At 72.2% G+C, this 21,126-nt stretch carries 20 protein-coding genes; 11 read left to right on the forward strand and 9 right to left on the reverse strand.

The features are described 5' to 3' along the window. Positions 1–81: 81 nt before the first annotated feature. A complete protein-coding gene (locus tag ACIRS4_RS03330; protein WP_404189203.1) occupies positions 82–1,407 on the reverse strand; it encodes a PHB depolymerase family esterase in 1,326 nt (441 codons plus the stop codon). A 375-nt stretch (positions 1,408–1,782) separates the two neighbouring features. Between ACIRS4_RS03330 and ACIRS4_RS03335 the strand changes: the two genes are divergently transcribed. Next, positions 1,783–2,772: a polysaccharide lyase family 1 protein gene (locus tag ACIRS4_RS03335; protein WP_404189206.1), complete on the forward strand. Its 990-nt coding sequence runs from the start codon at positions 1,783–1,785 to the stop codon at positions 2,770–2,772. 43 nt (positions 2,773–2,815) lie between these two features. Further along, the gene (locus tag ACIRS4_RS03340; RefSeq protein ID WP_404189210.1) at positions 2,816–3,625 is read left to right on the forward strand and encodes a pectate lyase; all 810 of its coding nucleotides are present in this window, start codon (positions 2,816–2,818) and stop codon (positions 3,623–3,625) included. A gap of 117 nt (positions 3,626–3,742) precedes the next feature. On the opposite strand, the gene ACIRS4_RS03345 is transcribed toward ACIRS4_RS03340, so the two are convergent. Then, complete coding sequence (locus ACIRS4_RS03345; RefSeq protein ID WP_404189213.1) at positions 3,743–4,486, reverse strand: PaaX family transcriptional regulator C-terminal domain-containing protein; 744 nt, start codon at positions 4,484–4,486, stop codon at positions 3,743–3,745. Between the two features lie 73 nt (positions 4,487–4,559). Between ACIRS4_RS03345 and ACIRS4_RS03350 the strand changes: the two genes are divergently transcribed. Together ACIRS4_RS03350 and ACIRS4_RS03355 are read left to right on the forward strand one after the other, a co-directional pair. Then, positions 4,560–6,224: an acyl-CoA dehydrogenase family protein gene (locus ACIRS4_RS03350; protein ID WP_404189216.1), complete on the forward strand. Its 1,665-nt coding sequence runs from the start codon at positions 4,560–4,562 to the stop codon at positions 6,222–6,224. A gap of 118 nt (positions 6,225–6,342) precedes the next feature. Continuing rightward, positions 6,343–6,852, forward strand: a complete 510-nt coding sequence (locus ACIRS4_RS03355) for a lamin tail domain-containing protein (RefSeq protein ID WP_404189219.1) — start codon at positions 6,343–6,345, stop codon at positions 6,850–6,852. Positions 6,853–7,136: 284 nt separating this feature from the next. On the opposite strand, the gene ACIRS4_RS03360 is transcribed toward ACIRS4_RS03355, so the two are convergent. Further along, positions 7,137–7,721, reverse strand: coding sequence for a hypothetical protein (locus tag ACIRS4_RS03360; protein WP_404189221.1), 585 nt, complete (start codon positions 7,719–7,721; stop codon positions 7,137–7,139). 277 nt (positions 7,722–7,998) lie between these two features. Here ACIRS4_RS03360 and ACIRS4_RS03365 point away from each other — a divergent pair, with 277 nt between their 5' ends. Then, a complete protein-coding gene (locus ACIRS4_RS03365; protein WP_404189224.1) occupies positions 7,999–9,084 on the forward strand; it encodes a WD40/YVTN/BNR-like repeat-containing protein in 1,086 nt (361 codons plus the stop codon). A gap of 267 nt (positions 9,085–9,351) precedes the next feature. On the opposite strand, the gene ACIRS4_RS03370 is transcribed toward ACIRS4_RS03365, so the two are convergent. Beyond that, entirely contained in the window at positions 9,352–10,029 is a 678-nt protein-coding gene (locus tag ACIRS4_RS03370; RefSeq protein ID WP_404189227.1) for a uracil-DNA glycosylase, read from the reverse strand. A gap of 150 nt (positions 10,030–10,179) precedes the next feature. Between ACIRS4_RS03370 and ACIRS4_RS03375 the strand changes: the two genes are divergently transcribed. Both ACIRS4_RS03375 and ACIRS4_RS03380 read left to right on the forward strand, forming a co-directional pair. Then, positions 10,180–11,223 carry an N-acetylglucosamine kinase gene (locus ACIRS4_RS03375; RefSeq protein WP_404189229.1) on the forward strand — a complete coding sequence of 348 codons (1,044 nt, stop codon included), beginning with the start codon at positions 10,180–10,182 and terminating at the stop codon, positions 11,221–11,223. Between the two features lie 159 nt (positions 11,224–11,382). Then, positions 11,383–12,306: a sirohydrochlorin chelatase gene (locus tag ACIRS4_RS03380; protein ID WP_404189232.1), complete on the forward strand. Its 924-nt coding sequence runs from the start codon at positions 11,383–11,385 to the stop codon at positions 12,304–12,306. Positions 12,307–12,460: 154 nt separating this feature from the next. On the opposite strand, the gene ACIRS4_RS03385 is transcribed toward ACIRS4_RS03380, so the two are convergent. The 5 genes from ACIRS4_RS03385 to ACIRS4_RS03405 all read right to left on the reverse strand — a co-directional run bounded on the left by ACIRS4_RS03385 (position 12,461) and on the right by ACIRS4_RS03405 (position 18,708). Beyond that, entirely contained in the window at positions 12,461–13,924 is a 1,464-nt protein-coding gene (locus ACIRS4_RS03385; protein WP_404189795.1) for an FUSC family protein, read from the reverse strand. 323 nt (positions 13,925–14,247) lie between these two features. Continuing rightward, complete coding sequence (gene secD, locus ACIRS4_RS03390; RefSeq protein WP_404189235.1) at positions 14,248–16,485, reverse strand: protein translocase subunit SecD; 2,238 nt, start codon at positions 16,483–16,485, stop codon at positions 14,248–14,250. 67 nt (positions 16,486–16,552) lie between these two features. Next, positions 16,553–16,969: a hypothetical protein gene (locus ACIRS4_RS03395; RefSeq protein WP_404189238.1), complete on the reverse strand. Its 417-nt coding sequence runs from the start codon at positions 16,967–16,969 to the stop codon at positions 16,553–16,555. Positions 16,970–17,071: 102 nt separating this feature from the next. Beyond that, positions 17,072–17,737, reverse strand: a complete 666-nt coding sequence (locus ACIRS4_RS03400; RefSeq protein ID WP_404189241.1) for a response regulator — start codon at positions 17,735–17,737, stop codon at positions 17,072–17,074. Next, positions 17,734–18,708 (reverse strand): HAMP domain-containing sensor histidine kinase, encoded by a 975-nt coding sequence (locus tag ACIRS4_RS03405; protein ID WP_404189244.1) that lies wholly within the window; start codon positions 18,706–18,708, stop codon positions 17,734–17,736. The genes ACIRS4_RS03400 and ACIRS4_RS03405 overlap by 4 nt, the downstream gene beginning before the upstream one ends. A 291-nt stretch (positions 18,709–18,999) precedes the next feature. Between ACIRS4_RS03405 and ACIRS4_RS03410 the strand changes: the two genes are divergently transcribed. The 4 genes from ACIRS4_RS03410 to ACIRS4_RS03425 all read left to right on the forward strand — a co-directional run bounded on the left by ACIRS4_RS03410 (position 19,000) and on the right by ACIRS4_RS03425 (position 21,125). Next, the gene (locus ACIRS4_RS03410; RefSeq protein WP_404189247.1) at positions 19,000–19,326 is read left to right on the forward strand and encodes a TraR/DksA family transcriptional regulator; all 327 of its coding nucleotides are present in this window, start codon (positions 19,000–19,002) and stop codon (positions 19,324–19,326) included. Positions 19,327–19,376: 50 nt separating this feature from the next. Continuing rightward, the gene (locus ACIRS4_RS03415) at positions 19,377–19,748 is read left to right on the forward strand and encodes a TraR/DksA family transcriptional regulator (RefSeq protein ID WP_404189250.1); all 372 of its coding nucleotides are present in this window, start codon (positions 19,377–19,379) and stop codon (positions 19,746–19,748) included. Beyond that, on the forward strand, positions 19,745–20,566 hold the full coding sequence (locus ACIRS4_RS03420; protein ID WP_404189252.1) for a hypothetical protein: 822 nt from the start codon (positions 19,745–19,747) through the stop codon (positions 20,564–20,566). The genes ACIRS4_RS03415 and ACIRS4_RS03420 overlap by 4 nt, the downstream gene beginning before the upstream one ends. Positions 20,567–20,717: 151 nt before the next feature. After that, positions 20,718–21,125 (forward strand): VOC family protein, encoded by a 408-nt coding sequence (locus ACIRS4_RS03425; protein ID WP_404189254.1) that lies wholly within the window; start codon positions 20,718–20,720, stop codon positions 21,123–21,125. The last annotated feature ends 1 nt before the right edge of the window (position 21,126 follow it).

Genomic DNA, 21,126 nt, shown 5'->3' on the forward strand with positions numbered 1-21,126 from the left:
GCCCCGCGGCGACCGCGCACGCATGCGCGTGCGGCCCCCCGGTCGACGGTGACCGCGGGGCCGCACGGAAGGGACGTGGCGTCAGCTCGTCGTGCAGACGGCCCCGTTGAGGGTGAAGGCCGCCGGCGCGGCGCTGTTGCCGGTGTGGTTCGCCTGGTACCCGATGGTGACGCCGGCGTTCGGCGCGAGTGTGCCGTTGTACGGCGCGTTGGTCGCGGTCACCGCTCCCGCGACCGGTGCGTACGTCGCGCCCCAGCCGCCGGTGATGCTCTGGCCGGCGGGCAGGGTGAACCCGAGCCGCCAGCCGCTGAGGGTGCCGGTCCCGGTGTTGGTGAGGGTGACCGAGGCCGTCAGACCGGTGCTCCAGGCGCTGGTGGACGCGGTCACCTTGCAGGCCCCGGCGGGCGGCTCGGGGTCGGGGCCGGGCCCGGGGCCGCCGCCGGCGTCCAGGCCGAAGAAGCTGATCACGCGCGCGCCCATGCCCCAGGCGTACACGTTGTGCCCGGTGCCCCGGAGGCTGACGGCCTCGACGGCGGCGCGGTCACCGGTGCCGCCGTAGCGGGTGCGGGTCCAGCCGGCCTGAGGGGAGTCGGTGGCGGCCGGGGTCTGTGAGAGGCCCCGCACGTTGGTCCACTGCTTGATCATCTCGCCGAAGTTGGGGTAGCGCAGCACGTCGTCCTCGGTGCCGTGCCACAACTGCATGCGCGGCCGGGCCCCGGTGTAGCCGGGGTAGGCGCCGCGGACGAGATCGCCCCATTGCTGCGGGGTGCGGATCACGGTGCCCTGGGCGCAGGCGCTGTTCCACTCCGAGCCGTCGGTGGTCGCGAAGCAGCCGAAGGGAACGCCGGCGAAGGCCGCGCCGGCGGCGAACACGTCCGGGTAGTCGCCGAGGAGGACGTTGGTCATCATCGCCCCGGAGGAGATGCCGGTGACGTACACCCGGGTGGGGTCGGCGGAGTAGTGGGAGCCCACCCAGTCGACCATCGACTTGATGCCGACGGGATCGCTGCCGCCGCCGCGCCGCAGGGCCTGGGGCGAGGCGACGTCGAAGCACTTGCTGCTGCGGGTGACAGACGGGTAGACGACCACGAACCCGTACCGGTCGGCGAGTTGGGCGTACTCGGTGCCGGAGTACATGGCCGGCCCGGAACCGGTGCAGTAGTGGACGGCGACGAGGACGGCGGGACGCGCGGCCACGTTGGCCGGCACGTAGAGGTACATCCGGAGGTTGCTGGGGTTGGCGCCGAAGCCGGTGACCTCGGTGAGGGCGGCGGCCGGCACAGGAGTCTGCGCGGATCGGGGGCTCGCGGTGGCGGCGGGAGCGGTGAGGAGGGCGCCGGTGAGCAACAGCACCAGCGCGGCGAGCGCCGAACGCAGCGCTCGTAAGGGCGGGTTGAGGGTGTGCACGTGCTGGTCCTTTCTGACGGCGGCTCAGGTGCGCGAAAGGCGGCTCAGCAGGTGGTCCGCCCGGCCGGCGGCACGGACAGCGGTCCGGGCGACGGATGGAGGGGCGTCCGCTCGCATAGTGACATGCACACGCCCGTCATGGAAGCGCTCCCACGCGACCTCCCGGGAAGCCTCAGCCGAGGAGCGGGGGCGCCTGAATGCGTTCCGCGCAAACCGTTGACTAGAAAGCGCTTGCCCTCTACGTTCCGTTCAGCAGTGTGGACGAACCGCTCGCTTCGACCCCCACATGACCACTCTGCCTGCGTAAGACGTTCAGTGCTCAGCACGATATTCACGTATACGACCGAGCAAGCCCTTTCGAAGGGACGCACCCGCATGCGTACAGGCCCCCCACGTACACACGCGCAAAGGTCCACTCTGATGGCGACGGCGACGGCGCTCGCACTCGCGCTCGCCGGCGTGACGGTCCTCGCCTCCCCCCAGCAGGCCGGCGCCGCGGAGAGCGCGCCGATCGGCTTCGGCGCCGGGACGACCGGCGGAGGTGGTACGGCAGCCGTCACCGTCTCGACGCTCGCAGCCTTCAGGACGGCCGTCACCGGCAACGCGGCCAAGGTGGTGAAGGTCAACGGTCTGATCACACTGAGCGGGCAGGTCGACGTCGGGTCCAACACCACGGTTGTGGGCGTAGGTTCGTCTTCCGGCTTCACCGGCGGCGGCCTGAGGCTGAAGAAGGTCACGAACGTCGTCATCCGCAACCTGAACATCAGCAAGCCGCTGGCGCCGTCCGACGGCGTCACGGTGGAGTCGTCCACGAAGGTGTGGATCGACCACAACTCCTTCTCGGCGGACCGCAGTCACGACAAGGACCACTACGACGGCCTGCTGGACATCAACCACGGCTCCGACAACGTGACGGTGTCCTGGAACACCTTCAAGGACCACTTCAAGGGCTCGCTCGTCGGTCACAGCGACAAGAACGCGAGCCAGGACACCGGCCACTTGAAGGTGACGTACCACCACAACCACTTCAGCGACGTCTACTCGCGCATCCCCAGCCTGCGCTTCGGCACCGGGCACTTCTACGACAACTACGTCGTGGGCGCCGACACCGCGGTGCACTCCCGGATGGGCGCGCAGATGCTGGTGGAGAACAACGTCTTCCGCTCGACCAAGGTCGCGGTCACCACGAACCGCAGCAGCGACGTCGACGGATACGCCAACCTCCGCGGCAACGATCTCGGCGGAGCCGCGACCGAGATCTCCCGGACGGGCACGTTCACCAGCGCTCCGTACGGCTACACCGCGGAGCCCGCCTCGTCGGTCGTCGCCTCGGTGACGGCGGGCGCGGGCGCCGGAAAGCTCTGACCTCCCCCACTTATCCCCCCCAGCAGGAAGAAGGATCCGGGACATGACTTCTTCGTCACGCTCGCGCACCCGTGTGCGCGCGCTGACCGGCACGCTGGCCGCTCTCGGCCTCTCGGTTGGCATGATCATGGCGGATGGGGTGCTCTCCACCCCGGCCACCGCCGCCACCTGGCCCTCGGCCAACGGCAGCCAGGGGGTGCCCTCGACCATCCAGGTCTCGGGCACCAAGGACTACGGGATGAAGCGCCTGTACGGCACCGGTGACCTCGGCAGCGGCAGCCAGGACGAGGACCAGGGCCCCATCCTCGAGCTGGCCCCCGGCGCCGTCCTGAAGAACGTCATCATCGGCGCCCCCGCCGCCGACGGCGTCCACTGCAAGGGCAGCTGCACCCTGCAGAACGTCTGGTGGGAGGACGTCGGCGAGGACGCGGCGACGTTCCGGGGCTCCTCGTCGTCCAACGTCTACACCGTGTCCGGCGGCGGGGCGAAGGAAGCCAGCGACAAGGTGTTCCAGTTCAACGGCGCCGGAACGCTGAACATCTCGAATTTCGCCGTGAAGAACTTCGGCACCTTCGTCCGCTCCTGCGGCAACTGCTCGACGCAGTACAAGCGGACGATCAACCTCAACACCATCGAGGTGAACTGGAAGGGCGGCAAGCTCGCCGGCATCAACACCAACTACGGAGACAGCGCGTCCCTGAAGAAGATCACGATCATCGGGGACGGCAGTAAGAAGATCATCCCGTGCCAGAAGTACATCGGGAACAACACGGGCAAGGAGCCGACCACCAACGGCACCAATGCCGACGGAACGTACTGCAAGTACTCCAGTTCCGACATCACCTACAGGTAGACCCCCCACGGTGAAGGCGGTCGTACGGAGCGCTCCCCACACCGCGCTCCGTACGACCGCCGCACGTGCGCCGGGCCCTGGGTGCCGGGTGCCTGGCAGTCGTCCGCAGCCCCCGCCTCACGACCGCACCGCCTCGGCCACCTCCCGCCGGTAGTCCGCGTAGGCGGCCCTCAGATCGGCGCCGGGCCAGCCCTCGGGGAGCAGCCGGGGCGGAAGCACGGGGTCGGCGAGCAGGTGGCGTACGACGGCCGCGTAGGCGGTGAAGCGATCGGCCGGGCCGGGCGCCCGGCCGATGTGCGCGAGCAGGGCCCGGGACGTGGCCGCCCAGACGTCCAGCGGCCACAGCGCGGCAGCCAGCCGGCGCTCGGGCAGGCCGGGGCGGGCGGTGTAGTGCTGCGCCACCTCACACAGGTCGTCCGGCAGGGCCCGGGCGAGATTGGCAGGGCGGAGCCAGACCCCCTCGCGCAGTTCCGCGAGGCGCAGGCCGGTCAGTCGGGCGCGCAGTTCCGCGCGTTCGGCGGGGCCGCGACCCGACGCCGTGATCACCACCATCTCCCAGTCGCCGTCCCACGCGCGCGTGGCCGGGCGCAACGCGTCGTCCTGGCGGCGCTGCCGGGCCAGCAGGCGGTCGCTCAGGCGGTAGCCGGTGTCGGTGCGCCGCAGGTCGCCGACGGCCGCCATGCGGCTCAGAGCCGCCCGCAGCGTGGAGCCGCCCACCCCGAAGGGCTCCACCGCGCGGACCAGCTCCCGCACCGGCAGCTCCGGCGGATGCGTGCCGAGCAGCAGGCTCAGCACCACCGACCGCGCGGACAGGGGCCGCAGGTCGACCTCGCCGGGCTGCGCTGGCACGTTCATCCGCATGGTCACGTACCTTACGTGCACCCTCCGTGTTGCACTATTGCTGCGGCCGCAGCGGGAGTGCAACATTGTTTGCATGGTCTCGACACTCCCGCACGAGCGGTCCGGCACCCACGACGTCACCAACCAGGCCCCGCCCCTGACCCCCTACGACGCCTCCGAGGACACCGCCCTCCTGGAGGGACTGCGCCGGGAGGGCGCCGGCTGGGCCGAGGCGGACGTCCGGCGGCTCGGGCTGCTGGCCGGCGGCCCGCAGGCGCAGGAGTGGGCCGAGCTCGCCAACCGGCACGAGCCCGAGCTGCGCACCCACGACCGCTACGGCCATCGCGTGGACGAGGTCGACTTCCACCCCAGCTGGCACGAGCTGATGCGGGTCGCGGTCGCCGAGGGCCAGGCGGGCGCGCCCTGGGCCGACGCCCGGCCGGGCGCGCACGTGGCCCGCACCGCTGAAGGACTCGTATGGGGGCACACCGACGCCGGGCACGGCTGTCCCACCTCGATGACGTACGCCGCCGTCCCCGCGCTGCGCCGTGAACCGGACCTGGCGAAAGTGTACGAACCGCTGCTGACCAGCCGGCACTACGATCCCGGGCTGCGGGTCCCGACCGAGAAGCGGGGCCTGCTCGCGGGCATGGGGATGACGGAGAAGCAGGGCGGTTCCGACGTCCGCACCAACACCACTGCGGCCACGCCCACGGCCGAGCCCGGGGTGTACACCCTGCGGGGCCACAAGTGGTTCACGTCGGCACCGATGTGCGACGTGTTCCTGGTGCTGGCCCAGGCGCCGGGCGGGCTGTCCTGTTTCCTGGTGCCGCGCGTACTGCCCGACGGCAGCCGCAACGCCTTCCGCATCCAGCGGCTGAAGGACAAGCTCGGCAACCGCTCCAACGCCTCCGCCGAGCCCGAGTTCGAGGGAACCGTGGCCTGGCTGGTCGGACCGGAGGGCCAGGGCGTGAAGACCATCATCGAGATGGTCAACTGCACGCGTCTGGACTGCGTGACGATGTCGGCCGCGCTGATGCGCAAGACACTCGTGGAGGCCGGCCACCATGCACGCCACCGCGGCGCGTTCGGGGCCCGGCTGATCGACCAGCCGCTGATGCGCAACGTCCTGGCCGACCTGGCGTTGGAGTCGGAGGCCGCGACCGCCCTCACCCTGCGGCTGGCCGGCGCCGCCGACCGCGCCGTGCGCGGGGACGCGCGCGAGCAGGCCTTCCGGCGGATCGCGACCGCCGTCGGCAAGTACTGGGTGACCAAACGCGGCCCGGCTTTCACCGCGGAGGCGCTGGAGTGCCTGGGCGGCAACGGCTACGTCGAGGACTCAGGGATGCCGCGGCACTACCGCGAGGCGCCGCTGCTGTCAATCTGGGAGGGCTCGGGAAACGTCAACGCCCTCGACGTGCTGCGGGCCTTGACCCGCGAGCCGGCCACCGCGGAGGTCCTCTTCGACGAACTCGCCCTGGCTCGGGGCGCGGACGCCCGGCTGGACGCCGCGGTGGGCGCGCTCCGCGCGCGGCTGGGCGAGGCGACCGAGGCCGGTGCGCGTCGGCTGGTGGAGGGGATGGCCCTCGCTCTCCAGGCGTCCCTGCTGGTCCGGCACGCTCCGCCCGCGATCGCCGACGCCTTCTGCGCGACCCGGCTCGGCGGCGACTGGGGCCACGCCTTCGGCACACTGCCCGACGGGCCGGGCGGCGCGGACGTCGACGGCATCCTCGGGAGGGCGCTGACCGTCGGGCGGTGACCCGCCGACCGCCCCCGACGGTCCAGCACTTCACACTTCACACACATCTCCCACACGGTGTGATCACTTTGGATATGCTCCCCGTACTTCCATCGCACCATCAGGGGGGCACTTCCTCATGCGCATACGCATTTCTCACGCGGCGGGCGCCATGGCCGCGGCGGGCGCGGCCGTCGCGATCACCGCGGTCACCGCCGTCCCGGCGCAGGCCACCGAGTACTCGTCCCCGCTCAAGGTGAAGGGCGTGCAGTACGACGCCCCCGGCGCCGACTCCAACCGGTGCTCCGGCGGGAACGCGAAGAACGAGTACCTGACGATCAAGAACTACTCGCGTACCGCGAAGGTCAACCTCAAGGGCTACGCCGTCAAGGACGCCAGCGGCAACAAGTACACGTTCACCGCCAACCACACCCTGGAGCCCGGCGACTACGTGACGCTGCGCGGCGGCCGCGGCACCGAGTCCGACGCCGGCAACGTCGCCTACCGCCAGAACTGCAACTTCGTCTGGAACAACGACAAGGACACGATCTACCTGCTCAAGCCGGGCGGCGCCCCGGCGGACGTGCACGCCTACACCAAGCGCGCCAACGACTCGGACGGCAACGGGTACATCACGTACCACGGCTGATCCGAAGACGCCCCGAGCGGCGCGTCGGCCCCCGCGCGGGCTGACGCGCCGCTGTCGTGTGCCGTGTCGCTGCCGCGTACGGGACCGTGCCGCCCGTCGCGTGCCGGCGTGTCGCCGGCAGCGGCGGCCGTGTCCCTCATCGTGCGGCCGCGGGGGCGGGTGCCGCGGCGGCCCTCCGCCCGCAGGCCACCGTGGGCGGGCGGCCGTGCGCGGGCCGGCCGTGCGCGGGCCGGCCGTGCGCGGGCCGCCGGCGAGGTCGGTGGCGCGCAGGCCCCGGATACGGGTCAGGCCGTGGGCTTGCCGCGCAGGGCGTCGAAGCGGGCCCAGTCCGTGTCCCACTGGTCCGTGCGCCGGCGTTCGAGGCGGGTCCGCAGGACGCGGGCCCCCGCGAAGGGCAGGGTCGCCGCGCCGGCGCCCGCCAGGACCCCGACGAGGGCGGCGCGCACGCGTGCCTGGTCGGCGGTGGTCGGCTTGGTGACCAGGCGGCCCTGACGGTCCGTCCAGATCGTGACGGGGGTGCCCACCGTGCTGCCGGGGGCGACCCGGACCTGGCCGGAGTGGGGAGAGCCGTCGGGGGCGGTCCAGTCGACCTTGGCCCACACCCGGTCGCCGCTGGCGGCGCCCGCGCGCGTGGACGCCTTGCCCGGCGCCTGCTCGGTCAGCCGTCCGGCGACGGCCCGCCACTCGACGCGCTCCCGGGCCAGCCCGTCTTCGACGGAGCGGGCGGTCGCCCAGCCGGCCAGGACCCCGGCGAGAACGGTCAGCGCCCACGCGCCGAGCACCACCCAAGCCTCCACCACGTCGGCGCGACGCTTGAGCGGGTTGCGCCGCCAACGCCACAGCCACACCTTAGGACCACGGAACGCCATCGAAGGCTTCCTCCTCATGAGCGCGCGAACATCCCGGCGCCCTCCCATACGGTGCGGGCGGTCCTGATGCTCAGGGCGAATCCCTCCGACCCGCCAGTTCCACGCTCCGGCCGCTCCAAGCCCCGGCCGCGGCGAATGTGGCCGACACCATGCCGACCACGCCCGCCATCGCCGCTGTGACCTGCGTCGACGCGCTTGAGCGGGTGACTGTCAGTGGTGGGGTGCAGACTGGCCGATGCCGGGACAAAGCCGTCGCGGCACAGCGGAGGTGATCGCAATGACAGAGGTACTGCTCGCGGTGGGGACGCGAAAAGGCCTGTTCATCGGGCGTCGGCGCGGGGGCGCCTGGGAGTTCGACGAATCGCCCTACTTCAACGCGCAGGCGATCTACTCGGTCGCCGTCGACACGCGCGGTGACCGCCCCCGGCTCCTCGCCGGCGGTGACAGCGCGCACTGGGGGCCGTCGGTCTTCCACTCCGACGACCTCGGCCGGACGTGGACGGAACCGGCGACGCCGGCCGTCAAGTTCCCCCAGGACACGGGGGCTTCCCTGGAGCGGGTGTGGCAGCTGCACCCGTCGGCTGCGGAACCGGACGTGGTCTACGCGGGCACCGAACCGGCGGCGCTGTACCGGTCCGAGGACCGCGGGGAGAGTTTCGAACTGGTCCGCCCGCTGTGGGAACACCCCACGCGCGCGCAGTGGGTGCCCGGCGGCGGCGGCGAGGGCCTGCACACGGTGCTCACCGACCGGCGCGACCCACGACGGGTGACGGTCGCCGTGTCGACGGCCGGCGTGTTCCGCACAGCCGACGGCGGCGCGAGCTGGGAGCCGTCCAACTCCGGCGTCTCCGCGGTGTTCCTGCCCGACCCCGACCCCGAGTTCGGCCAGTGCGTGCACAAAGTGGCGCGGGACGCGGCTGACCCGGACCGGCTCTACCTGCAGAACCACTGGGGCGTCTACCGCAGCGACGACGCGGGCACGCACTGGACGGACATCGGCGAAGGGCTGCCGTCCACCTTCGGGTTCGCCGCCGCCGCGCATCCCACCCGCGGGGACACGGCGTACGTCTTCCCGATCAACGCCGACGCGGACCGGGTGCCCGCCGAGCACCGCTGCCGGGTGTTCCGCACGGCGGACGCGGGCCGCACCTGGGAGCCCCTCACGGCGGGCCTGCCGCAGGAGGACCACTACGGCACCGTGCTGCGCGACGCGCTCTGCACGGACGACGCGGACCCGGCCGGCGTGTACTTCGGCAACCGCAACGGCGAGGTCTTCGCATCGGCCGACGACGGCGACACCTGGCGGCAGCTCGCCTCCCACCTGCCGGACGTCCTCTGTGTACGGGCAGCGGTGGTCGGATGAGCCCGGCGTGCTTTCCGGCAGCGCTTCGACGGCGTCCGCAGCAGGCAGGGCCGGCGGGCGGCATCCCGCCGCGCGATCTCCTCGACAGTGCGGTGGCGGCCGCCGCCCTCGCGGACCCGGTCCAGCGCCTGTGCGAAGTCCGCGGCCGGGATGCACGTGGCGGCCCGGGCCCGGCGGGCGCATGGCGCGATGGCCATGCCCCGCAGACGGTCGTGTACTAAGAGCTCCGAACAAAAGTGGCGCCCGGCTCCACTTTTGTTCGGAGCTCTAAGGCAGTCGCCAATCCACCGGCTGCGCTCCCTGCCGCAGCAGCAGGTCGTTGGCCCGGCTGAACGGGCGCGAGCCGAAAAAGCCCCGGTCCGCCGACATGGGGGACGGGTGAGCGGACTCGATCGCCGGAAGATCCCCCAGCAGCGGACGGAGGTTGCGCGCGTCACGGCCCCACAGGATCGACACCAACGGCTTGCCGCGAGCGGCCAGCATCCGGATCGCCTGCTCCGTGACCTCCTCCCAGCCCTTGCCCCGGTGCGCCGCGGGCTTGCGCGGAGCGGTCGTCAGCGCCCTGTTGAGCAACAGGACGCCCTGCTGCGTCCACGGCGTCAGATCGCCGTTCGACGGCCTGGGCAGCCCGAGGTCGGAGTGCATCTCCCGGAAGATGTTCTCCAGGCTCCCCGGCAGCGAACGCACTTCCGGCGAGACCGCGAAGCTCAGTCCGATGGCCATCCCGGGTGTCGGGTAGGGATCCTGCCCCACGATCAGGACACGGACGTCGTCGAAAGGCTGCTGGAAGGCCCGCAGGACCTTCGCCCCGGCCGGAAGATAGGTCCGGCCCGCCGCCACCTCGGCACGGAGGAAGTCCCCCATGGCCGCGATGCGTTCAGCCACAGGTTCGAGAGCCTTCGCCCAGCCTGCTTCGACAAGTTCATGCAAGGGTCGTGGTGCCACGGCGCCTTACTCTACTGGTGGGCGCGGCGCTCCGGCGCAACACGGAAGCCCTCACCCACGGCCGCCGTCCTCCGAGCCGGCGTTCGTCGTCGCAGCCTCCGAACCGGTCGGGCAGATCACGCGGCCGGTGTCCCGGGAGAGAGGGGCCTGATGCATCCCGACGGGGACCTGACGCCGCGGGCGCGGCAGGGCGTGCTGAAGTTCCCGCGCGAGCACGGCGTTCTCGCCGTGGACTCGGGCGGCTCCGGTCTGCGGGTCGCGCTCGGCACGGCCGGACGCGGGGCCCTGGCACAGCGGTCGTCGGCCGTCCCGGTGCGCACCGGCGGGCGGGGGATCGACCCCGCGCACCTGATGGAACAACTCGTGCCGCTGGTCAGCGCGTTGGCGGCCGAGACGGGCATCGAGCGGTTGGAGACGGCGGTCGTCGGAGCCGCCGGGTTCAGCACGCTGGGCGACTCCCTTCGAGCCACGCTGCCGTCCGCCCTGGCGCGGGAGTTCGGCGTGCGCACCACCGCCCTGGCCGCCGACGCCGTCACCGCCTATGTCGGCGCGCTCGGGCAGCGGCCGGGCGCAGTGCTCTGCGCCGGCACCGGGCTGATCGCGGTCGGGACGGACCTGAGGGCGTGGCGCCGGGCCGACGGCTGGGGTCATCTGCTGGGCGACTGCGGCGGTGGCGCGTGGATCGGCCGGGCCGGCCTGGAGGCGGCCCTGCGTGCCCACGACGGCCGCTCCGGGGGCTCCGCCGCGCTTCTGGCCGGCGCGCAGGAGCAGTTCGGTCCCATGCCCGGACTGCCCGGCCGGCTCTACCCTCGCCCGGACCGTGCGGCCGTCCTCGCGTCGTTCGCCCCCAAGGTGGCCGAGTGCGCCCCGGGTGACCCGGTCGCCGCGGCCATCCTGCGAGCGGCGGCCCGGCACATGGCCGACTCAGCCGCCGCCGTCTGCCCGGCCGGCGGGAAGCCCTCCGCCGACGGTGCGGCGTACGTCGCCGTCACCGGCGGCCTGTTGAAGATGGGCGACCCCCTCCTCGTACCGCTGGACGAGGAGCTGGCGCGGAGGCTGCCGGACGCGCGCCGGGTGCCGGCTGAAGGCGATCCGCTGCACGGCGCGGTCCGTGTCGGCGCCGCGCTGGCGACGGACGCTCTCATCCTGCCGGGTGACCAGACCATGATGTACGTGGTGAAGCACACGACCTGACAGGAAAGGGGGATTGCCCCCCTTCGAGGGCAAGTCGTCGGAAAAACACGCTGATCACTTCTGATCCGTACGTAACTCATCAGACAAAACAGGACGGATACCGCTCACCTGCACCCTCCCCGAACAAGGGAGCCCAAGAAGCCAGTAACATGCGGCGCCATGAGCTCCCCCACTGGGCCCGCGTCCGGCCTGCCTGTACGAATGCCGCGCCCCCGCCAGCCCGGGCGGCACCGCCGACCCGAGCCGCTGGCGGCTCCCGAGGGCGCGCCCGCGCTCGTTCTCGCGGTGCCGGGCACGCCGAGCGCCGCCACCCGCTCTCTGGCCGAGGAGGTCGTGAGCATCGCCCGCTCCGAGCTCCCCGGCCTCGACGCGCGCATCGGGTACGTCGACGGGGGCGACCACGAGTTCCCCAGCCTCCAGACAGTGCTGGCGTTCGCCGCCGAGGAGCGCACCGCCCGCTACGAGCAGGCGATCGCCGCCGGGATGGACGTCAAGGAGCCCGAGGGCCCCGTCGCCGTCGTGGTGCCGCTGCTGGCCGGCCCGGACAGCGCTCTGCTGCGCCGGATCCGTCAGGCCGTCATGGAGAGCCGGATCGCCGCCGAGCTGACCGACGTCCTCGGCCCGCACCCGCTGCTCGCCGAGGCGCTGCACGTGCGGCTGTCGGAGGCGGGCCTGGCCCGCGCCGACCGCGCCCGTCTGTTCACCGTGGCGACGGCCGCGGACGGCATCATCCTGGCGTCCGTGGGCGGCGACGAGGCCGTGCAGGCCGCCGGGATCACCGGCATGCTGCTCGCCGCGCGTCTCGCCGTGCCGGTGATGGCCGCGGCGCTCGACGAGGAGGGTTCCATCGCCTCCGTCGCCGAGCAGCTGCGTTCCTCCGGCTCCCAGCAGCTGGCCCTCGCGCCGTACCTCATCGGCCCGGAGATCGACGCCACGCTGCTGGAGGAGGCGGCCAGAGAGGCGGGCTGCGCCACCGCCGACGCGCTCGGCCCGTACCCGGCGATCGGCAAGCTCGCCCTGGCCAAGTACACGACCGCGCTGGGCATCGCCCCGCAGCAGCCGCAGGGGGCCCCGGTCCGCTAGCACGCGTGTGCGTGCTGCCCCCTCGGCACAACGAAAGGGCCCGCTTCCGGTGCGAGGAGCGGGCCCTTCGTGCTGCGGTGAGGCGGGGGCGGCGGCGTACGGCTGCCGTCCTGACGGGCCGCGCGGCTTCCCGCGCCCCGTCAGGACGGATCGGCTACGCCGGGGCCCTCAGCGGACGGGCCAGTTCCACCAGGGCTTGTTCGAGGCTGTGCAGGTGGGTCAGGGCGGGGTGGGCGGCCTGCGTCGGGTGCGCCTCGGGGGTCGGGCGGTCGGAGCGACCGTCGGTGAGTGCCTCGACCGCGTCCTGGACACGCCAGCAGGCGGCGGCCAGGCGGGCGTCGTGGGAGGCCTCCGGGTCGGCCGCGACGGCGACCAGGCCCCGGATCTCGCGGGCGCAGTCGTCGAGGAGGGCGAGAACCTGGCGAGCGCGGCGCTTTCGGCCGAGCACGGGGTTGAGCGGGTGGACGAGCGGGGCGACGGACAGCCGCACCCGGCCGAGCAGCTGCTCCAGTTCGGCGACACGTCCGGCCGGGTCCGCCGTGTCGTCGCCGGCGAGGCGCGCGGCGGCCTCGGCGGTGCAGTCGTGCACGCAGCGCAGGGCACGCTGGATCCAGGCGTCGTTGGTGGCGTGCGTGGTGACCGGCAGGACGAGGGCCACGGCCAGCGCGGCGCACAGTGCGCCCACACCGGTCTCCGCGAGACGGAGCCCGAGCAGGCTGGGGTCCAGCACGCCCAGCAGGCCGTAGAGCAGGCTGACCATGACCGTCACCGCCAGCATCATCCAGGAGTAGGAGACGGCGGCGGTGTAGAAGATGCCGAAGACGCAGACGGCGACAAGGGCGGCCGTCGGCGCGGGGGCGCCGTGCAGCGGGACGGCGACCAGCAGGCCGACGGCGATACCGATCACGGTTCCGAAGATCCGGCGGAAACCGCGGACCAGGGTTTCGCCGCGAGAAGCCGTGTTGACGAAGATCCACCAGACCGTGCCGACGGCCCAGTACCAGCGCTCTTCGGAGAGCAGTTGCCCGACCAGAAGCGCGAGGCCCGAGGCAGCGGTGGCCTGGAAGGCCTGCCGGGTGGTGGGCCGCGCCCATCCGCTGCCGGGCAGGGCCGGCGGCACTGCCGCGGGTGGGGTGTGCCGCTCGATGGGCCAGAGCACGAAGCGCGTGGCGCCGGCCGTGACGAGGGCAAGGCCTGTGGCGCCGTACAGCTCGGGCAGCTGCGCCGGCCCCGCGTGCAGGAACTGTGCGACGAAGAAGTTCATGAACGCGAAGATCCCCAGCGCGTGGCCCCGCGGACCCCAGCGGCGGGCGTACACCCCGAAGAAGACGATGGCCAGGAACGCGGCGTCCCGGGCCGGGGTGATGCCGTGCAGTGCGGTGGCGAGCGCCAGCACGGGCATTCCGGCGGCAGGAAGCAGGGCGGTGGTGAGCCGTTGGTCACGGACGGTCGCGTCGGTGACCGTGAAGAGGGCGAGCAGTGCCGCCAGTCCTCCGGTGATCGACGCGGTGAGCGGTAGTCCGCACAGTCCGCAAACGGCGACGGCGGCGGCGACGCCGATGACGGCGCGGATCGCGTTCCGCAGCCTCGAGCGCTCCGGATCCGGAGCCACGAACATCTTCTTCACGGCGGTGCGCCGCCCCCCTCAAGGTGGTACGCGGCCTGACGGCTGCCGTCCGGGGTGGCGGACGGCGAACAGGCAGGACGAAGGCACCGCGGTCCGGACCCGGCCTCGTCGCCGTCCGGCACTGCGCGGCGCCGCACATCATATGGATGGGACAAAGCTAAACACTGCCGACCCATTGGCTCAACTGCCGCCCCGTCGCCTGCGCCAATGGCCCAGTCCACCTGGCCCGACACTGACCGACGGAGGCCAATGGATCAGACTTGCCAGGCCCTGGACGGAACGCGACCGGCGCCTCACCGCTGGCAGCAGCTCGCCTATGTGCGGCGCCGGCGCTTGTGCAGTTCGATGGCCAGCGGGGTGGCCGTGAACATCGAGGAGTACGTGCCCACCGCGAGGCCGATGAGGAGGGCGAGGGCGAAGTCGGTCAGGGTGTCGCCGCCGAAGAGGACCAGAGCGGTGAGGATGAACGCGGCGCCCATCCCGGTGTTGACGGTACGGGGCAGGGTCTGCAGGAGGGCCCGGTCGGCGATGCGGGCGAAGCGCGTTGTGCGGTCGAGGCGGCCGAGTTCCCTGATCCGGTCGAAGACGACGACGGAGTCGTTGACGGAGTAGCCGATGACGGTCAGCAGCGCGGCCAGGAAAACGCCGTCGACCGGTTTGCCGAGCCAGGCGAAGACGCCGATGAGGATCACGACGTCGTGGGCGAGGGCGGCGACCGCGGAGGTTCCCAGCAGCCAGCGGAAGCGTGCCGCGAGATAGATCAGCTGGGCGGCGAGGGCGACGGCGAGGGCGATGAGCGCGCCTTCGCGCAGTTCCTTGCCGAGGCTGGGCCCGACGGCTTCGTCGCGGATCTTGTCGGCTTGGTGTGTCAGGCCGGTGACGGCGTCGGTGATGGTCGCCGCCTGGGTGTCGCTCACTTGGTGGGTGCGGACGGTCAGCTGGTTCTCGCCGGAGGTCTGGACGACGGCCCGGGGGAATCCCGCGTCGGCGAGCACGGTACGGGCCTGATCGGGGTCGACGGGGGTGGCGGTGGTGTACTCGATGAGGCGGCCACCGGTGAATTCGACGCCGAACTCCAGGCCGCGCCACGCGATGCCGGAGGCGGCCAGGACGAGTGCGGCGGCGGACGCGGCCAGCCACCGGCGCGGGTGACGCATCAGGTTCGGATTTCTGCGGGCCAGGCGGTCGCGGACGACGCCGGGGTGGGCGATGCCGGTGAGGCGGGGGTTGCGGCGCGGACGGCGGCGGGCGACGGCGTAGTCGGCGAGGGCCCGGGTGATGACGAGGGCGCTGAGCATGGAGGCAAGGACTCCGATGCCCAGTGTGACGCCGAATCCGCGCACCGGTCCGGAGGCGAAGAAGAACAGCAGACCAGCGGCGATGAGAGTGGTGATGTTGGAGTCGGCGATCGCACTGAAGGCCCCGCGGAATCCGGCGGTGAGGGACGAGCGCGGGGTGGGGCGGCGGCGGGCGGCGTACTCCTCGCGGGCGCGTTCGAAGACGAGCACATTGGCGTCGACCGCCATGCCGATGGCCAGCACGAAGCCGGCGAGGCCGGGCAGGGTGAGGGTCGCGCCGAGGGCGGCGAGGGCCGCGTAGGAGATGAGGCCGTAGCAGGCCAGGGCCACGGTGGCCAGAGCACCCAGGAGACGGTAGACGGCGATGATGAACAGCGAGGTCACCGCGGCGCCGATGCCGGCGGCCCAGGCACTGGCCGTGATGGCTTCGGCTCCCAGGGTGGGGCCGACGGTGCGCTGCTCGATGGTCTCGACCGGCACCGGAAGGGCGCCGCCGTTGATGAGCAGGGCCAGCTCCTTCGCTTCACTGTCCTCGAAGGTTCCGGTGATCTGGGTGGAGCCTCCGCTGATGCCGGACCCGCACGCGACGGACGGGTCGACCTGCGGCGAAGAGATGATCTTGTCGTCCAGGACGATGGCGACCCGACGGCCCGGATCCCCGGCCGCGTGACAGGCGGCCTCGCCGGTCAGACGGCCCCAACCCGCTTCGCCCGGCCCCCTGAAGTCGACGGTGACGTGCCATCCCGCACCGCCCTGCTGGTCGAAGCGGGCGGCTGCCTTCTCGACGTCCTTGCCGGTCAGTGAGGCCGCCTGAAGACGCAGAAGGCGGCCGGACTCGTCGGCCATGACCCGCTCGCCGGGCCGCTCGGGCAGCGGATCCGGCTTGTCGTCGGCGGCGGCTGCCGTACCGAGCACCTGATGGAAGGTGAGTCGGGCGGTACGGCCGAGCACGTCGGCCGCCTCCCGGGGATCCTGCAGACCGGGCAGTTCGACGATGATCCGGTCGCTGCCGGAGCGGGCGATGGTGGGTTCGGCGACGCCCAGCGCGTCGATGCGGCCGCGCAGCACCTCCACGGTGCGGTCCGTGGCCTCACCGTCGTCGTCGGCACCGGCGGTGGGGCGGGTCTCCAGCACGATCTGGGTGCCGCCGCGCAGATCGAGTCCGAGGTGGACGGGCACGGTGAGCGCGACGTACAGGGAGAGGGCGACAGCGGCGAGGGCGATCAAGCCTCTGATGTGCGGGGATCGGTTCACAGGGGCCTCCGGCAGGCATGCCGCGGCCAGCACGGTGGCTGCGGTCGAGAGAAGGAGAGGAAGAGAGTCAGATGCCGGAGAGCGGAGGCGGTGCCCTCACCACCTGGTGACGTGCCGGTTGCTCCGCTGCGGGCGGGGCCACCGCCGGAACCGGGGACCGCGCGGGCCGGAGCGGGCCGGTCGCGCTGCCGGGCGACACGGCCGGAGCGGACACCGGCGGCACATGGCGATCGCCCGTGGCATCCCGCTGGCTGCGGACGGCAGCGGTGGAGACAGCCGCGTCGGCACTGTCCGCATGAGGCTCACCGTGCGCCGAGGACTTCTCCACGGCCACGAGCAGCGCACCGCCGGGTGCGCGGGGGTGCCCACCACCCAGGGCAGACATGCCGAGCAGGGCGATGAGCACGGCGAGCAGGACGGTCCGGACCAGGTCCGGACCGGGACCTCGGGTGCGCGGGACGGTGTGCGTGAAGCGGGCCACCACCGCCCCCTCTCCATGTCGATGGTCTTCTGTCTCGGGCGGAGCGGGCTCTCGACGCCCAGGCTGAGCAGTGGGGAGCCGCGCCCCCCGAGGCAGTCGGCGCGCTCAGGCTTGGATGAGGCCGGCGCGGATCGCGTAACGGGTGAGTTCCAGCCGGTCACGCATGCCGAGTTTGTGCAGCAGGTTCTCGCGATGCCGGTGGACGGTCTTGATGCTGATGAAGAGCATCTCGGCGATCTCCTTGGAGGAGTGGCCTTCGGCCACGAGTTTGAGCACCTCCTCCTCGCGGGCGGTCAGCACCTGGTCGGAGGGCTCCTCGCCGTTACGGACCCGGTCGAGGTAGTTGCGGATGAGCGCGGTGACCGCGCCCGGATACAGGAACGGCTCGTCGCGCATGGCGGCGCGGCATGCCGCCACCAGGTCGCGGTCGGCCACGGACTTGAGCACATAGCCGCTGGCGCCGGCCTTCAGCGCCTGGAAGAAGTACTGCTCGTTGTCGTGCATCGTCAGCATCAGCACCCGCACGCCAGGCTTGAGCGCGAGGAGTTCCCGGGTGGCCTGCAGGCCGGTCATACGTGGCATGGCGATGTCCATCACCACCAGGTCGACCTCGTGGGTGCGGGCCGTCTCGATGGCCTCCGCGCCGTCCCCGGCCTCGGCGACGACCTCCAGGTCCGGCTCCCGGTCGAGGATGAGCCGCACCCCGCGGCGCACCAGCGCATGGTCGTCGGCGAGGAGGATACGGATCGCGGATGTGTCGGGCGTGGTCATCGCTGCTTCCTGGGGAGGGGCACGGTCAGCCGGACCGTGGTGCCGGTCTGCGGCTGGGAGACGACGTCCAGGGTGGCCCCGATCAGCAGAGCCCGCTCGCGCATTCCGCGAATCCCCGCACCTTCACGGGCGACGCCAATTCCGCGGCCGTCGTCGGCGACCGCCAGCACCACCGCCGCGCCGGTGTGGTGCAGGCTCACCTCCACCTGCCCGGCCTCGGCGTGGCGGGCCGCGTTGGTCAGGGCCTCCTGGACGACGCGGTACAGCACCAGTTCCGTCTGCTGATCCAGCACGGGCAGGCCGGTGTCGAAGCGGCGCACCACACGCAGCCCTACGTGGGTGGCGAATTCGCTGGTCAGCGAGGTCAGGGCGCTGACCAGCCCGAGGTCTTCGAGCACGCCTGGCCGCAGCCGACGTACGAGACGCCGTACCTCGTCCAGGCTCCCCCGGGTGATCTCCTGCACTTGCCGGAGTTCACCGCTCAGGGGCTCGTCCGCGTCGTCGGCGGCTCGCTCCAGCGCCAGCAGGATCGCAGTCATGCTCTGACCCACCTCGTCGTGCAGTTCCTGCGCGATGCGGCGTCGTTCCGCTTCCTGCGCGAACAGGGCGCGCGCGCTGCTGGAGGCCCGCTCGTGCTCGAGGCGCTCGAGCATGGCGTTGAAGGTGCGGATCAATTCGGCGGTCTCACCGCGGCTCCCTTCCGGCAGCCGTTGCCCCGGGCGCAACAGATCGACGGTGGTCATCAGCCGGGTGAGCCGGTCGAGCGGTGCCAGGCCGATCCGCAGCAGGGCCGCGTTGGCTACCAGCATGACGACCATGCCGGCCACGAGGATGACCGCCTCGGTCAGTACCACCGGTACGGAGACGGTCACCGGAGCCCACAGCAGTAGCGCGGTGGCACTTCCCAGCACCACCGCGTTGAGCGCGAAGATCCGCCAAAACAGCGACACCGGGATGACGCCTTTCTGCATGCGACACGGCTGTTGTCTCCACTGTCGGTCAGCGCGCAACCCGAGTGCGAACCGCGGGCACTGGTCCTGACAGGCCTGCCGTCCAGGCTGCCCGCCGACGGTTCCGGCGGCCATGGGCACTGATGCCCATTTCCCGCGCGTGGCCTGCCCACGCCGTGATGGGCCGACGGACCTGCCGCAGATGGGTATCGCGCCCGATGTCTTTCGCACGTGATCGCGGCCACCTTGGAGGCGTGTACCGCCGGCCCTGACTCCCGGGCCGACGCCCACTCCTGGAAGGAAGGATCCGCCATGTCACTCGATACGACCCGGCCCGAAGCCCGTCATGAGCGGCTGACGGCGCACGAGGCCCTCCAGCGCCTCGAACGCGAACGCGCCTCCCGACTCACGCAGCTGCGGGCCATCGGCCAGGCCGGGCCGAACGCGGAGGAACAGATGATGTCCACGCAGAGGGACACCATCCAGCGGGTCCTCACGGAGATCGAGGCCGCCTTCGACCGCGTCCAGGACGGCAGTTACGGCACCTGCCGCGACTGCTTCAAGCCCATCCCCGTCGAGCGCCTGGAAATCCTGCCCTACACGCCGTTGTGCGTCCCCTGCCAGCGCGGCACCGCCTGACAGCCGCCCGTCCGCCCTCCCCTCTCCCGCCCTGCCCAAGGGGTGAATCGGTGAACCACCAGATCATCGACGACCGCGACAGCGCTCTCTCGATCGAGGACTTCGCCGCACTGCGCGCGAATCTGCACGAACAACGCCTGTTCCGCCACGAACAGCTGCAACAGCTCTCGGCACCCGCCCCCAGCCGCGCCGACGCACGTCTCGACCGGCAGGCCGCCTCCCAGATCGAGGTCCGCGTCCAGCTCGCCGCCTACGCCCGCATGGTCCTCGCCGACGTCGAAGCCGCCCTCACACGTATGGACCAGGGCCACTACGGCACCTGCCGTCTGTGCCGCGGGCCCATCACCCGCGAGCGGCTGATGATCGTGCCGCAGGCCCGCTACTGCGCCCGCTGCCAGCAGGTCAGGGAGGCAGGCCGATGAGCACCGCACCCGGTCCCCGCCCACGGGCGGCCCGGCACCGGCCGTGGCCCTGGTGCCGGCAGTGCACCGGCATCGCCCTCGACATGGGAAGCGCCCGCACCCGCGCCTGGATGTCCGGACGTCGACGCATCCTCGACGTGCCCACGGTGGTCTTCTCGGGTGACCGCGCGACATGTCCCGTCCAGCGCGGCGCCCTCGTCGACATCCCCGCGGCCGCCCGCATGCTCGACCGGCTGCTCGGCCCCCGCCTTCCCCGCTCCGGCCGCCCGCTGCTCATTCTGACCACGCCCGTCCTGGGCGGGATCACCTTCCGGGCCCGAGCCCGCACCGCGGTGGAGGTTCTGCGCCCGCGCACCGTGCTGACCGTCCCCACCGCGCGCGCCGTGGCCATGGCCGCGGACCACGACCCGACCCGCCCCCTGCTCGTCGTGGACCTCGGCGCCCACCTCACCGAGGTCACGCTCCTCACGGACGGTGCGGTGACCGACGCCCGCCAGACCGCCCTGGGCACCGGCGACCTGGACGGCCTCACCCCGCCCGCACGGATCACGGACGCGGTCGTCGCGATGGTGAGGGCCATGCTGGACCAGGATCACACCTCCCAGGCGCTCGACGCCCTCCAGCGGGGCGTGCTCCTCGCCGGCGGGGGCGCGCTGCGACCCGATGTCACCGGCCCCCTCGCCCACCGGCTCGGCACTCCCGTCCAGCCTGTCCCGGCGCCGCACACCGCAGCGGTCCGCGGCGCCGTGAGGCTCCTGGAAGCCGCCCACGCCCACCCCTGTGCGACCGGAGTCCACGACATCGCGCACCCCCATTGACCACCGCCCCGGCAAGCGCCGGAGCTCCCGCCCGATCTGCTGTGGCGCCGCCTCACCGGCGCCTCGCCTCCGGGAGCGCCGAGGGGTGGTTGTCGGTGGGTCGCGCTAGTCTGCGCGCATCGACCGTTTCGCCCGTTCAAGGGGGTTTCTCATGGGTTCACGACTCAACCCGTACCTCACCTTCGCCGGCGACGCCCGCCAGGCCATGGAGTTCTACGAGGAGGTCTTCGGCGGAACGCTGACCGTCCACACCTTCGGGGAGTACGGCAAGCCGGACGCCCCCGAGGCCGACAAGGTCATGCACGGCATGCTGGAGACCTCGAGCGGCTTCACCCTGATGGGCGCGGACACCCCGCCCGGGTCGGAGCACGCTCCGGGCAACAACTTCTCGGTGAGCCTGAGCGGCGACGACGAGGCCGAGCTGCGCGGCTACTGGGAGAAGCTGTCCGCGGGCGGCTCGGTGGGCGTCCCGCTGGAGAGGCAGATGTGGGGCGACGTCTTCGGCATGTGCACGGACCGCTTCGGCATCCCGTGGATGGTCAACATCACCGGAAACTGAC

This window comes from Streptomyces sp. NPDC101166 (genome assembly GCF_044768125.1).
GTDB lineage: Bacteria > Actinomycetota > Actinomycetes > Streptomycetales > Streptomycetaceae > Streptomyces.